The following is a 13782-nucleotide window of genomic DNA, read 5'->3' on the forward strand; positions in this document are numbered from 1 at the left end:
TGGCAGCCTCCTTAACCGACTGCAACGGTCATGCTATCGTTCATCTCCGCATACAGATCGTCCGGACCGGCCAAATAAACCTCGGCGCCCTCGTCGATGCCCCAAAGGATTTCGGTGTTCGCCGCGTCCGCGATGCCCACTTCTACCGGGACAAGCACAAATTCGGGCGGCACATCGGTGCCTTCGGGCAGCGGCAACGCGTTTTCAAAGGTTTCGCCCTCGGCGGGCTTCGCAAATACGGCCGCGCCTTCTTCGGTATTGACGACCGCGCTGGAAGGCACCATGACACAGTCCATCGACTGGGCGGTCGTGATTTTATACTGCACCGGATAATCCGAACGCAGCGTCTGCCCTTCCATGGGATCCAGCGTGATGACCGCAGGGAAGGTCGGCATGCTGCCTTGTCCGCCCGACTGATCCTTGGTGGCTTCCATCGAAACTGATTCGACCGTGCCGGTCAGCATCGCTTCTCCATCGTTGGTGTACATGGTCATGGTAGCCATCTGGCCGGGCTGTACGGCGGAAACGTCGGTCGCGGTGATCTGCGCGTTGACGATGATATCGCTCAGATCGGCTACGACGCAGAGCGCGCTCGTGCCTTCCACATCCTGACCGGCCGATACCGGCAGGCTGACGACAACGCCGTCGATCGGGGACTTGATGGTCGCGTTTTCGATCAGCTTTTTCAGCTCAGTGATGCGGTCCTGCTTGGTCTTCACCGTCTTCTGCGCGGTGGTTACATTATTGCGCGCGGATACCACATCGCTCTGCGCATCCTTCACATCGTTCTGCGCGCTGTCGCTCGTCAGGCGCATAATGACCGCGCCGCTCGAATAATTGTAATAATCGATGCCGCCGACCGAGGTAATCTCGCCGGACACCTCCGCCGTAATGGCCTCTTCGCGAGAATACTTGAGCGTGCCGGACTCGGCGGGATAAACTTCGTCGCCCGCGGCTGTCTTGATTACGGCGGTCGCGTTCATACCGTCGGTCAGCGTACCGGGGTTGTCCACCGTGATGATCGCGCGAAACAGCTTAACGCCCTCGGCGGATACTTTTTCGGCCTGCTCGATCGAACTGACCTTGCCGGTCACCTCGCTCATGGCCGAGGGGATGGAAACCGTGGCTTCCTGACCGGACTGGATATCACTCATGTAAGCGGTGCTGAAATATAGGGTCAGCTTCATCGAACTATCATCGACCATGTAGCCGATCACTTGACCGCTGGAAATCTGCTGGCCCACCTTAAATTCAGGCGCGGCCGAGCCGTCCTCCTTCAGCCCCGGAATGATCTTGCCGGAAAACGGCGCGGTGATTGTCAGCTTGCCCAGATCCTTCTGCGCGGCGCTGACCTTGTTGAGCGCCTTGGTCACATCGGATTGCGCGGTGGCGACGGCGCGCTGCGCGTCGGCCAGTTCTTCCTGCGCGGTGGTCAGCTCCTTGCGTGTCTCGGTCGGGTCGACGACCAATAGCTGGTCGTTTTTCTTGACCTCGTCGCCCACTTCGACGAGCACCTTGCTCACCTTGCCCTTGAGATCCTTGCCAAGCTCCTCACGCTTTTTTGCGGCGGTATAGCCTTCGCCCTCGATATACGTTTCCAGCATACCGCGCGTGGCGAACGCCGTCTTGCTCGCGGCGCCGTCGTCAGCGGGCTTGCGGCTGCGCATGACGAGGAAAATACCCAGACCGATCAGCAGCGCAATGATCAGCACTGTGATGCCGATCCGCACGCCGCGGCTCAGCTTGTGCTTCTTTTTGTTCATCTTATCCGCGTATTTGTTGCGCTTTGGGCCTTCGGACGCGGGGCTCTCTTCGCCCTCGGTTGCGGGCGCGGACTCCGCGGGCAGCGTTTCTTCGGGAACGGCTACTTCGCCCTTTGCCGATTTGGCGATCGAGGTGCCTGCCTTAGCGACATGGGCCCCGCCCTTCTGCTCGGGGGGGTTCTGCTGCTTATTTTCTTCGCTCATAAACGAATCCTTCCTTTATACATCCAAGTATTACTCGGTCCGGGAGTGTACTAAGCTGTCTCATACACCCATCATCATACCTTGCGCAGGTGGAACTGTCAAGCGATGTTTGGCATCATTTTAGCATCATTTTGACGTAGACGGAGCGGCGCTTGTTCCGCTCCGCGCGCAATGCCGTAAAAACTGCCGCCCATGCGATGCGGTAGCCGGCTATGTCAGCTTATCTGCAAAAAAACGTTCCACTCGCTCGGGCAGCTCGTCCAATCCGCAGTCATTGATAAAAATATGGTCATAGCAAAAGTCGAGCACCCCGTCATCCGAACGGTTGCCGAGCAGACCGCGCTCGGCTTCCAGCGAGGGCCGCCGCACGAGCAGCGCGGCGCAGCCGCTGCCGACGGCTTGCCGAAAACGTTCGATCTCCGCAGGCTCGCGGATATGGACGAACAGCAGTTCCTCCGGACCTGCCAAAAACTTTTCATATTGCTCCATACAGTAGCAAAAGGAAAGATCGTTAAACTCCGTGCACGCCTCTTTCAGGCGCGAGAGCAGACGCCGTGCCGCGGGCGTTTTTTCACCGTCCCAGCCTGCCGCGCGCGCCACGGTTAGGATCGGCGTGATGGACGAAATGTTTTTCACCTTCCAGCGCTTGGCAGCCAGTTCGCACACCGTGTCCTTGCCGACCCCCCCGCTGCCGTTTATGATAAAAACACGTTTCTTCATGTTTCACCCCACATATGCCTTAATACTTTTCAATTTTAGCACAACATATAGCGCAAGGCAAGCGGTAACCCGGGATAACTCTGCCAAAAATACACAAAAAACGACCCCGGATACCGAACCATTTCGGCTTCCAGGGTCGTTACCGTCACAGGATGATACAAATCAGCCCGCCGGCGCTTTCGTTAATAATTTTTTCCAGCGTTTCGCGGATTTTCCCGCGCGCGTCGTCCGGCATGCGGCTAAGCTTGTGGGAAAGCTCCTCGCGAACGAGCTCGCTGAGCGATTTGCCGAAGATATTGGTATCCCAGATCTTTTCGGGCTGCTCTTCAAATTCGCTGAGCAAATAGTGCACCAGCTCTTCGGATTGCTTTTCCGTGCCGACGATCGGGTTGACCTCGGCCTTGATATTAGCGCGCAGCAGGTGTACCGAGGTGGCAGAGGCCTTCAGGCGCACGCCGTACCGCCCGCCCTGCCGCACGATTTCCGGCGGTTCGAGCGACAGCTCCTCGACCGAGGGCATGACGATGCCATACCCGGTCTGATATACCTGATCAAGCGCGCCGCGGATGCGGTCATACTCGCGCTTGACCTTGGAGAAATCATCCAGAACGGCGATCAGGTCGGCGGCGTCGCCGATATGAATGCCGGTCTGTTCGCCGACGATGCCGTAAAATACGCTTTCCGGGATGTCAAAGCGCAGCTGCGCCTGCCCCGTGCCGAGCGCGAGCTGGTCGATCGTGGCGCGGCCGATGTACTCATTTTCAGCCAGCACGCCGCACATGGCGCGGATATCGCGCATGCACTGGCCCGGACGGGCCGCGGAACGGATGGCGTGGTAAATGCTCGCCTGCACCGGGTGGCTGGGCGGCAGCGAACCGACATAGCGCGGCAATACAAAACTGATCTCCTGAACCGGGAATTCATATAGCACCCGCTGTAAAACGTCGGCTATGCCCGCTTCGTCCAGCGCTAGGCAATCCACCGCGATCGGATCGACGCCGTATTGCTCGCGCAGGCTGTCGCAGGCAAAACGCGCCGCTTCGCCCTGTGGTTCGGCGGAGTTGACCAGCACGACGAACGGCTTGCCGATCTCGCGCAGTTCGCGGATGACGCGTCCTTCCACCGGTTCATAGCTGGCGCGCGGAATCTCGGTAAAGGTGCCGTCCGTCGTCACCACAAGGCCGATGGTGGAATGCTCGCCGATCACCTTGTGCGTGCCCAGCTCGGCGGCCTCGGCCAGCGTCATCGGCGCTTCGCGCCATGGGGTGGATACCATACGCGGCGCGTCGTCCTCCATGCTGCCGAGCGCGCCGTCCACTAAATAACCCACGCAATCCACCAGCCGCACGCGGCAGCCGCCGCCATCCGGCAGCGCGATCTCGGCCGCTTCCTCTGGAACGAATTTGGGCTCCGCCGTCATGATCGTCCGCCCGGTGCCGGACTGCGGCAATTCATCCCGCGCCCGCTCGCGCTTATATACGTTCTCCATGTCGGGCAGCACCATGGTTTCCATAAAGCGCTTGATTAACGTCGATTTGCCTGTGCGCACCGGGCCCACTACGCCGATGTAGATATCGCCGCCCGTCCGTGCGCTGATCTGTTCATAAATCGCGTTGCTTTCCATTGAATCCCCCACCTTTCAGCCTCCAATCGGAATCAGCAGCATGGTCTCGGCCGCCGTCTGCGCATCCGCGGGCAGTTCGTTTGCCCGGCGTATCGCCTCCATCGTTGTGCCGCAGGCTTTGGCGATATCCCACAGCGGCTGCTCGCGGTCGATGTAGCGCAGCTTGAGCGTCACGCCGTCCGCCGCGCAGGGCGCGTCGATTTCGTTTAGTTCGGTGATGCAGCGGAACGTACATTGCTCCTCCGCCGCGATCTGACCCTTTGCGGAAAGGGTTAACATCATGCCTTGCTCGCCGGAAGGCGCGCCCCGCGCCACAAGTTCCAGCTGCGAAAGCTCGCCCTGCCCGGAGCATGGGATTGATACGGGCAGCATCCGCTGGAGAAAACAAAGCTGCTGGTCGTCGTCCAGATAAAGCACCTGCACAGCGGCGGTCATCTGGGCCTTTTCCCCGTCCGCGCGCTTCGCATCGCAGCTAAACGCCCCGGCGGAAACGATATGGGATACGTGCCGCGCGGTTTGCAGCGTTTCCGTCGTCTCACCGGCAAAGGCGGTGGCGGGCGGCGTTGAACGCAGCACGGTCTTTTCCTGCGAAAGCTGCAGCTCCTTGCCCGGGATGTACAGGTCGTCGATATTTTGCAGCGTTTGGGCGCGACGCATCAGCAAAAGAGCCGCTGCGTTGACCGTATAGGAAAGCAGGCCGTCCGGCTCAAGGCGGCAGTCCAGCTCCCGTGCGGTCAGGCTGGCCGACAGGCTGTCGCCCTCGCCCACCTCGGGCATCTCGAGGATCTGGGTAAAAGGCGTCGCGCTGGTCAGAACGCGCACGGCGTCGTCCTCCTGCAAGGCAAGGCAGGTGATGCTGGCCTCGCCTTTCAGCACCGCTTTGCCCTGCATGGCGCGGCACTCGGTCGCGCGCAGCACGCATTCGGCGTGTAGAAGCGAAAGCCCGGCGGCGTCCGGCATGGTCACGTCCTCCAGCACTGTAATCGGGCAGGTTTGCGCCTGTTCGATCAGCGTGACAAGGCGCGGCGTGCAGCGCAGCTCCGCCTGCGGCAGGTCGACCCCCTCGGTCACATTGCATGTCGTTTTTTGGTACCCCTCGGATTCAAAGCAGAGGGATGCGTTTACCGTCAGCTTACGGCTGTTTACCGCTACGGCCTCCACGCTTGCCACCCGGCAGGTCGCCAGACACACCGCGTCCGTGTTCAGCGCTTCGCATTCCTCGATATGCGCAAAGCTGATCGGGATATTCAGCAGCCGCAGGCCGCCCCCCTCCTCCGGCTGGTAAACGACGGTCGTACGCACCATACCGGAAATCAGCAAGCGCCCATTTTGCGGCGTTTGATCCTTGACGGACGCGACCCCATACGCACACACCACGCGGCCCACGTCCGGGTAGGTGTCTGGCACGATCGCGTCGGCCGATTCGGTGCTCATAGCGGTGCGCTGCAGCCGTCTGTCATAATAGCAGATGCTTGTTTGGTTCAGTTCCATTGTGCTGCTCCTCCTTTTCACTGCTGCTCCTGATAAACAATATGTCCACCCCGACGTGAATATGAAAAGCTCTGCAAAAAAAGAAAGCGCAGAGGCGTATCCCGCCGCGCGGACCGTTGAAGGCCGGTTCACATAACTTACCGCGCACACACTTCGTGTGTAGCTTGCAAAGCGTTCGGCAAAAGGGTACAATAGTAAATAATGCCTCAATCAGGCGGAGGAACAATATATGACTGATGAAGAGCGAATCAGGCAGGTTTTTCAGGATTTTGAGGATGGCGGTCTGGTATCCAAGGATATCGATAAGGTTTTAAGCTGCATTGCAGATCGTGTCATTGGGATCGGCATCGGCGAACAGGGCTTTGTCCGATCCAAAAGTGATATTCAAGAAATATTCGCCAGCGGGCTTCGTGAAGACGACTGCGCGGCTTATTCGCTGCAATATGCGCGGCTGGATATTTTGATCCATGACGGGCAATTTGCCAACGCCTGCGGCGAGGTGATCATCCACCGATCGGAAAACGGAAACGTTACCAAGAGCAAGCTTTTGCAAACGCTGATCTTTGTCAAAGAGGGTGGCGATTGGAAGATATGCGGGCTGCACGCGTCCGCACCCGCGATCACGGCGGAAAATATGGAGGCCTATCCGCTCAAGGTTGCGGAAAATTTGCTGCAAAACATGCGCAAGGAGATCGGTGAAAAAGCCTTTATGGCGGAGCAGCAGTTCCAACAAGCGGTTTTGGCGGACACGGTCGCGTTTTACATCGTCAATTTTTCCAAGAACTGCTTTGAACAATGTCAGGTGAACCAAACCATTTGCGCCTATGCCGAGCCGGGCACGCCGTACGAAGCCTTTGTGCGCGAAAAGATACCGGAGTATGTGGCGGAGGAAGACCGGGAGAAATTTTTATCCAAGCTTTCACTGGGCAGCGTTTTAGACGCCATCGAGCGAAACGAAACCGAGATCAGCTGCGAATATATGCTGAGCCACCCCGGCGGCAGCTCCTTTTGGGCCGTGACCGTTATCCGCCTGATCACCGACTGTATCACCGGCGAGCACAAGGGCATCATGTATGTTAAGGATATCGATCAGCAGAAGCGCCGGGAACTTGAGATGAAGAACAAAGCGGAGCGTGACGACTTAACGGGGATCTATAACCGCACGGCTTTCGTACATCACGTGGAACGCCTTTTATCCCATAGACCGCAAGCGACAGGCGCGTTTTTCATGCTGGATATCGATCGCTTCAAAGAAATAAACGATACCTTTGGGCATCCCTTTGGGGATTTTGTATTGGTATCCGTCGCGGAGGCGCTCAAGGAGCAGTTCCAAGCAGGCGGCATCCTCGGCAGGCTGGGCGGGGATGAATTTGGCGCGTTTGTGCCGGAAGAAACCGCCCAGACCTTGGCCGAAGGGCGTGTGGCCGTATTGATGGAAAAGCTGCTGCAGCTGCAAGCGCCGCAAAACATATCCATTCCGATTTCCTGCAGTATCGGCATCGCGGACGCCGAGGGCGCCCGCGCCTTCGCGCAGCTCTATCAGCAGGCGGATGAGGCGATGTACCGTTCCAAGCACAGCGGAAAGGGCCGCTGCACGATCTATACGCAACAGCAATAGCAAATACAACCGCACGAAAAGGGGCCGCAGCGCACGATGCTTTTCATCGTTTCGCCAAGGCCCCTTTTGTCATGTAATCATTTATCTATATGGAACAGCCTGCTTAGGATACCGCGCAGATACTTCGGACTCTGCCATATCACTACCTTCATTCCGCCACCTCCCCTTCACCATCTTGCAATGAACACGCCGGCCACGATCAGCGCAAGGGAGAGCAGCACCAGAAACAGCCCCAGCGGCAAGATACAGCCGAACACTACGCCGGCGCCAAAACTTATGAGTGCAAGGCCGATCGCCTGACCACGGCAAAACATTGCGCATCACGCTCCTATCAACAGTATAGGCGCGTTTTTGCCAAGGTGTTACAGCCCCGCAAAGAAAAAGAACACCCGTAAAAACGGATGCTCTGCCGGGTCTAATCTTGGTTCTTGGCGGATTTTGTCGTGCTGCCAAAGCCGCCGTGCCGCTCGCCGACGGCATTGTCGTCCTGCGTAATGCCGAAGGGCACGAAAATGCCCTGTGCAAAGCCGTCGCCCGCGTTGACGTGCAGCGATTTGCCGATCTTGGAATCGTTGGTCATTTTAATAAAGATATGCCCCTCGTTATCCGCATAGGCATAGTCGCTGTCGATAATGCCTACGGTATTGTCCATCTGCAGCCGGTAGCGAAAGCCCAGCCCCGAACGCGGGTAGAGCTGCAACACCCAGCCCTCCGCGATCTCAGCGCGGATGCCGGTCGGGATGCGAAGCGTTTCTCCCGGTTGAAGAGAAAAGGAAACGGGCGCGAAAAAGTCGTACCCTGCCGAGCCCGCGGTCGCGCGGCGGGGCAACCGTATACTCTCAAAAATCGCTTGCGCGCGGGAAGGGTCGCAGTGCGTTTGCTCGCACCAATCCGCCAGAAAGCGAAAATTACTAACCTTGTAAAATTGTGCGATTCTTTGCATATCATCCACTCCCCTTTCGAGTCTTTATTGTATCACAGCGATGGACAAAGCGAAAGAGCGGCTGCGAAAAAAATGTCGAACAACGCGCCTCTTCTTCACATGGGCAGGCTGATCGTCACACAAAGCCCGTGTAACAGATTTTCAAACAGCACCGCGCCGCCATGCGCCTGCGCGATCTGGCGGACCAATATTAGCCCCAGCCCGTGCGCGGGCAGCGTATCCTGATGGGGGGTGCGCAAACGCGCCAGAACATCGGCCGGCAGCCCTGCGCCGTTGTCCGTCACCAGAATATGACAGGCGTTTGCCGTGCGCCGCAGCGATAGGCGGATGGAAACAGTGTTCCCGTTGTGCGCCAGACTATTGCGCAACAGGTTTTCGACCGCCCTTATGAGCAATTTTTCATCACCATAAATGGACAGCTCGCCAAGCTCCGGCGGGATTCGCACTTCGATTTGCGCGGCGGCGTCTTCCGGCAAGCTGTTGAGCGCTTCCGCCGCGACGGTGCGCAGCAGTGCGGCCGGCCGCAACAGTATTTTCTGCAAAGGCTGCATTTCATATTCGAGCTTGGAAGCTAAATTTAAATCGCTGACCAGACGCCCCATGCGCTGGCTGTTTTGACGGATCAGCGCAGCCCTTTGTCGGGCGTCCGCCGGAAGCCGCGCATCCTCCTCCAGCTGCGCCGCGCTGCCCTGCACCAGCGCGAGCGGGGTGCGGATATCGTGCGATACGCCGGCGATCCATTCGGTGCGCGTGCGGTCGCGCTTATCGAGCAAGTCGCGCTGTGTGCGAAGCTTTTGGGAAGCGCGGTTCAGATCGGCCGAAAGATCGCCCAGCACGCCGCGCACGGGCAGCGCGACCGGCTGCTCCTCCGCGAGCTGTTCGATCCCGCCTGCGAGCGGGGCCGCCGCGCGATACATGCGCCAGCCCAGCAACAGCGCCAACAGCAGCGCCGTGAGCAGATTGAGTAGCAATACGCCGGGAACCCAGCGGATGCCTTGCTGGATCAGGAAAGAGGATGTGGTGACCGCATATTTCCATTCGCTGCTGCGCGCGCTTGCCAGCACCAGCAGGCCGTCCCCGTCCGACCAGACATAGACCGGATAATCCTCCAAATACCAGCGGGCAAAGGAAGCGATATCGCTGGCGCTGTAATGGCGCGGCAGATCTTCCGGCAAGCGGTCGCCCCAAATAACATTGCCTTGCTCATCCAGCTGCATGGCCCAAACGTATCGCTCATCCAGCGCGCGCCGTGCCTCGTCTGAAACGGCAAAGGAACCGTCCGCCTGCCGGGAGACGCCATTTGCGATCAACGTCACGCGGTCCTTGGTCTCGGGCGCGCTCTTTTGACAAAGCACGCCAAAGGCAATAAACAACGAAAAATTGAGCAGGAGCAAAAAAAGCCCCACACCGATAGCCGCGCCGACGTAGCGGCTGAGCATTTTGGTCAGTCCCCGCATCAGCTATCCTCCCGTTTTAGCTTATAGCCCAGTCCGCGCGCTGTCAGCAAATACCGGGGGCGCGAGGGCTCCTCCTCGATCTTTTCCCGCAAGCGGCGAATATGCACCATCAGCGTGTTCTCATAACCGAAGTTCTCGTCACCCCAAGCCGCGTAGCAAAGGGCGTCGATCGTTACGATATGGCCGCGGTTATCTGCAAGTTTACGCAGCAGAGCGTATTCCTTGGCGGTCAGCGCCGTCTGTGTGCCGCCGCGCGATACCGTGCCGCTTGCCCAATCGACCGTTGTGGCGCCCAACCGCAGTAGGCCGTCCGCACATTTTAGGCGGTCGGCATAGGCGCGGCGCAGCACCGCGGTCAGGCGGAGCACCAGCTCCCGCGGCAAAAAGGGCTTTGCGATATAATCGTCCGCCCCAAGTCCCAAACCGCGCAGCCGGTCTTCGTCCGCGTCGCGCGCGGAGAGGAACAGGATGGGCACGTCGCGTCCGCGTCGCAACTCTTCAATGAGGCTAAAACCATCGCCGTCCGGCAGCATCACATCAAGCAGAACCGCGTCCGGCCTCCATTCAGCAAACTGCCGCCGCGCCTCTGCGCAGCTTTGCGCCGTTAGCACATAGGTAAAGCCGGCGTCCCGCAGGATATCGCTTATCATGCGGCAAAGCGCCGGTTCGTCGTCTACGATCAGAATTTGAAAATTTGATAAAGCATTCATTTTACTCACCATCTTTATCATAGCACAAAAGCGCCGCCTTGCTGCAAAATGTAAGGAAAAAGTAAGGCAGGCTTCATGCTGCCGTAAGGTAGCTGCTTTATGATACGGTATGGAAAGGATGTGTGCAATGATATGCGCAATATGATCGAAACAGAGGACTTGTGCAAGGCTTACGGCGGTAAGCTGCGCGTGAAAGACCTGCGCCTCGCCGTGCCGGAGGGCGCGATATACGGATTTCTCGGACCAAACGGCGCGGGCAAATCGACAACGCTGAAAATGGTGCTCGGCCTAGCCCGGCCGACAAAGGGCACGGTCACGGTTTTCGGCAAACGGATGGAGCCGAAAAACCGCCTTGCGATCCTGCAAAGCGTTGGATCGCTGATTGAATCCCCTTCCTATTATGGGCATTTGACCGGGGAGGAAAACCTGCATATTTTACAGACCCTGCGTCGGCTGCCGAAGCAAGCGGTCAACGAGGCGCTGCAAATCGTGCGTTTGACCGGACAAAAGGATAAAAAAGTATCGCAGTATTCACTGGGCATGAAACAGCGGCTGGGCTTGGCGGCCGCGCTGTTGTCACGGCCGCGTTTGCTCGTGCTGGATGAACCGACCAACGGTCTTGATCCGGCGGGCATACAGGAGATGCGCGAGCTGATCAGCGATCTGCCGCGTCGATTTGGCATGACAGTCGTGGTATCCAGCCATTTGCTGAGCGAGATCGACCAGATGGCGACCCATGTCGGCGTGATCGCGGACGGCGCGCTGGTGTATCAGGATCGAATCGAGAGGCTGCACGAGCGAAGCGAGCACCGACTCGCTCTGCGCACGCTGCAAAACACGCAGGCGCAAAGCGTGCTATCCGGTCACGGCGTACCCTGTGAAACGCTGGACGATTACCTGCTGCTGCCACCCTTTGCGGATGAAAAGACGGCATGGTGTATGCGCTTGCTGCTTGAAAACCATATCGGTATCGTACGGCTGGAGGACCGGCAAAAAAATCTGGAAGATCTATTTCTAGAGCTGACGGAGGGGGCTGCCAGTCTGTGAAAGTATTGCAAATGGAGTTTTATAAGCTAAAGCGCCGTAAAATATGGCTCGCTCCGCTGCTGATGCTCACCGCGCAGCTGCTTTGGGGGCTGTGGTCCTTTTCTGACATGAGCGCCAAGGAGCTTTCACAAGGCTGGGCCAATATCCTATATAACTTTCCGATGCTCAACGCGATGATGACCCCGGTGATCGCCGCGGTGATCGCATCGCGCGCGGCCGATATCGAGCATAAGGGCAATACCTATAAGCTGCTTCAAACCGTCGCTTCTCCCGGGCGGCTGTTCGATGCCAAGCTGCTCTGCGCCGCCGTCTGGCTTACGGCAGCCATCGTGCTGCAGACGGTGACGATCACGGTTTTCGGCACGCTGCGCGGCTTCGCGGGAGCCCCGCCGGTCGATGAGATTGCGCTTTATTTCGTGTCCACATTAGCGGTCTCTCTAACCATTCTGCTGTTTCAGCTGATTCTGTCCATGCTGGTGCCCAATCAGATGATCGGCATGATCCTCGGTCTGGTCGGCGCATTCATCGGGCTGTTCTCGCTCTTTTTCCCGCAATCATTCCAAAAGCTGTTGATCTGGGCGTATTACGGCGTGCTTTATACCGTGCGAATGGATTGGGATCGCGCGACCCGTGTGGTTGATTATTATTTTGTTCGCTATGATTCAACAGGTCTGCTTTGTATTTGCCTGTTTTTCATTGCCCTATATGCGATCGGGCGGCGGCTGTTTATTCGCAAGGAGGTGTAAGTATGCTGATCAGATCGTTTCGCGCCGAAAGCATCAAACTGCGGCGCTCCTTTATTTGGCTGGCGCTTGCCGTGCTGCCGCTGCTCTCCGCCGTAATGGGTACGTTTAACTATCTAAACAATCTGGGTATTTTGACCCAGCAGTGGTATTCGCTCTGGACCCAGCATTCGCTGTTTTACTGCGCCCTATTCGCACCCGCGCTAACCGGCGTATACTGCGCTTATGTGTGCCGGTTGGAGCATCTGGGACGCAACTGGAACAGTGTAATGACCATGCCGGTCGCACCGGCGCATATTTTCTTCGCCAAGCTCGCCATCGTTTCCCTGCTTTCCGCGTTGACACAGTTGCTGATCGGTGCATTGTTCCTGCTTTCAGGCAAGCTGGCTGGGCTGACCGCGCCCGTGCCGCCCGAACTCTACTTATGGCTGATACGCGGCTGGTGGGCGCTGACCGTGGAGGCGGCTCTTCTTCTATGCGTGGCGCTGGTAATCCGATCATTCGCCATCCCTGTCGGTCTGGGCATTTTAGGCGGCTTCTGCGGAATCGCCGCTTTTGCCAAGGGCATTGGCGCGTATTTTCCTTTTTCTCTTTTGCAGCTTAGCATGTGCACGAACAAACCGGATGAACCGATGCAGTGCGCTCCCCAGCTGTTTGCGGCCACCTCTACCCTGTTTTTTTTAGCAGCTTGCGCATTCGGCGTGCTCTGGCTTAAAAAACGCGACGTCAAAACCGCATAATGCGCCTCAATACGCCGTAAATATGGTTCATATGGAAATACAGGTGGAAACAGGAGTTCCATGAAGGGCGAAGCAGCGTTAGCTTCGCCTCGCTATGTTCCCATTCGCCAGTTTCTCTTCTTTCATATGCTGTCGTACCGCAAGCGTTTCGATTCTTTCAAGAGTGAAATGGTCAAGCAGTTCATTGTCCAAATCATCGAGCAGGTGTGAAGGTTCCGTATCCGGCGTATGATCTGAGCGCTTCACACAGTACCGGGCAAAGCAGTTAAGCGTGGCATAGCACGGTTGTGCACCCTCGATGCCTCCATTTTCGTCAAGTAGCTCATAATCACGTAGGTTATAACCAAATTTCAATTTCCTGATCGTTTTCAGCGTTGTATTCTGCACCCCGCGCTCTATTTTGCCTAGAAGTTTTATCGATATGCCAGCGCTGGCTGCCGCCTCGTCTTGTGGATATACATTGGTGCGCGATAACGGCTTATCCGGTTCGGGCCGGTTTAATTCCCGCACCCGCAATGCATTTCTTGCAACGATGTCTTTTAACATGGGATACCTCCTTTTATTTATCAAAAGAAGCGTATCGCATTTTGTCATATTTTGAAAGGTACTCCGGTGCTTGACTATTTATGCATATAAAAGAAAGTCCAACTGCTCCGTAAAAAGAGCAGCCGGAACCTTGCGCAGTAACGGCAGAAGCGCGCTGGCTGAGGTATAGCAATAAC

General features: G+C 57.5%; 13 protein-coding genes. 4 read left to right on the forward strand and 9 right to left on the reverse strand.

What is annotated here, in order from left to right; genetic code table 11:
* Window positions 1–11 precede the first annotated feature (11 nt).
* The 4 genes from NE562_RS09260 to NE562_RS09275 form a co-directional block, all read right to left on the reverse strand.
* A complete protein-coding gene (locus NE562_RS09260; protein ID WP_280962128.1) occupies window positions 12–1967 on the reverse strand; it encodes an efflux RND transporter periplasmic adaptor subunit in 1956 nt (651 codons plus the stop codon).
* Window positions 1968–2177: 210 nt separating this feature from the next.
* The gene (locus NE562_RS09265) at window positions 2178–2687 is read right to left on the reverse strand and encodes a hypothetical protein (protein WP_280962129.1); all 510 of its coding nucleotides are present in this window, start codon (window positions 2685–2687) and stop codon (window positions 2178–2180) included.
* Between the two features lie 145 nt (window positions 2688–2832).
* Entirely contained in the window at window positions 2833–4311 is a 1479-nt protein-coding gene (gene spoIVA / locus NE562_RS09270; protein ID WP_280962130.1) for a stage IV sporulation protein A, read from the reverse strand.
* A 15-nt stretch (window positions 4312–4326) separates the two neighbouring features.
* Window positions 4327–5802 carry a DUF3794 and LysM peptidoglycan-binding domain-containing protein gene (locus NE562_RS09275; protein ID WP_280962131.1) on the reverse strand — a complete coding sequence of 492 codons (1476 nt, stop codon included), beginning with the start codon at window positions 5800–5802 and terminating at the stop codon, window positions 4327–4329.
* 229 nt (window positions 5803–6031) lie between these two features.
* On the opposite strand from NE562_RS09275, the gene NE562_RS09280 reads away from it, so the two are divergent.
* Window positions 6032–7420 (forward strand): diguanylate cyclase domain-containing protein, encoded by a 1389-nt coding sequence (locus NE562_RS09280; RefSeq protein ID WP_280962132.1) that lies wholly within the window; start codon window positions 6032–6034, stop codon window positions 7418–7420.
* A gap of 167 nt (window positions 7421–7587) precedes the next feature.
* On the opposite strand, the gene NE562_RS09285 is transcribed toward NE562_RS09280, so the two are convergent.
* From NE562_RS09285 to NE562_RS09300, 4 genes are all read right to left on the reverse strand, one after another.
* Window positions 7588–7734: a hypothetical protein gene (locus NE562_RS09285; RefSeq protein WP_280962133.1), complete on the reverse strand. Its 147-nt coding sequence runs from the start codon at window positions 7732–7734 to the stop codon at window positions 7588–7590.
* Between the two features lie 101 nt (window positions 7735–7835).
* Window positions 7836–8363, reverse strand: coding sequence for a dUTP diphosphatase (locus NE562_RS09290; protein ID WP_280962134.1), 528 nt, complete (start codon window positions 8361–8363; stop codon window positions 7836–7838).
* 95 nt (window positions 8364–8458) lie between these two features.
* A complete protein-coding gene (locus NE562_RS09295; RefSeq protein ID WP_280962135.1) occupies window positions 8459–9820 on the reverse strand; it encodes a sensor histidine kinase in 1362 nt (453 codons plus the stop codon).
* Complete coding sequence (locus tag NE562_RS09300) at window positions 9820–10530, reverse strand: response regulator transcription factor (protein WP_280962136.1); 711 nt, start codon at window positions 10528–10530, stop codon at window positions 9820–9822. Before NE562_RS09300 ends, NE562_RS09295 begins: the two co-directional genes overlap by 1 nt.
* A 132-nt stretch (window positions 10531–10662) precedes the next feature.
* Between NE562_RS09300 and NE562_RS09305 the strand changes: the two genes are divergently transcribed.
* From NE562_RS09305 to NE562_RS09315, 3 genes are read left to right on the forward strand one after another with little or no spacing between them, the layout of a single operon-like run.
* Window positions 10663–11577 carry an ABC transporter ATP-binding protein gene (locus NE562_RS09305; protein WP_280962179.1) on the forward strand — a complete coding sequence of 305 codons (915 nt, stop codon included), beginning with the start codon at window positions 10663–10665 and terminating at the stop codon, window positions 11575–11577.
* Window positions 11574–12323 (forward strand): ABC transporter permease, encoded by a 750-nt coding sequence (locus NE562_RS09310; RefSeq protein WP_280962137.1) that lies wholly within the window; start codon window positions 11574–11576, stop codon window positions 12321–12323. Before NE562_RS09305 ends, NE562_RS09310 begins: the two co-directional genes overlap by 4 nt.
* Before the next feature lie 2 nt (window positions 12324–12325).
* Window positions 12326–13060, forward strand: a complete 735-nt coding sequence (locus NE562_RS09315) for an ABC transporter permease (protein ID WP_280962138.1) — start codon at window positions 12326–12328, stop codon at window positions 13058–13060.
* A gap of 78 nt (window positions 13061–13138) precedes the next feature.
* Here the strand turns inward: NE562_RS09315 and NE562_RS09320 are convergent, their stop codons facing one another.
* On the reverse strand, window positions 13139–13606 hold the full coding sequence (locus tag NE562_RS09320) for a helix-turn-helix domain-containing protein (RefSeq protein ID WP_280962139.1): 468 nt from the start codon (window positions 13604–13606) through the stop codon (window positions 13139–13141).
* Window positions 13607–13782: the final 176 nt, after the last annotated feature.

The sequence above is a fragment of the Butyricicoccus faecihominis genome, from assembly GCF_024462775.1.
In the GTDB taxonomy this organism is placed as follows: domain Bacteria; phylum Bacillota; class Clostridia; order Oscillospirales; family Butyricicoccaceae; genus Agathobaculum; species Agathobaculum faecihominis_A.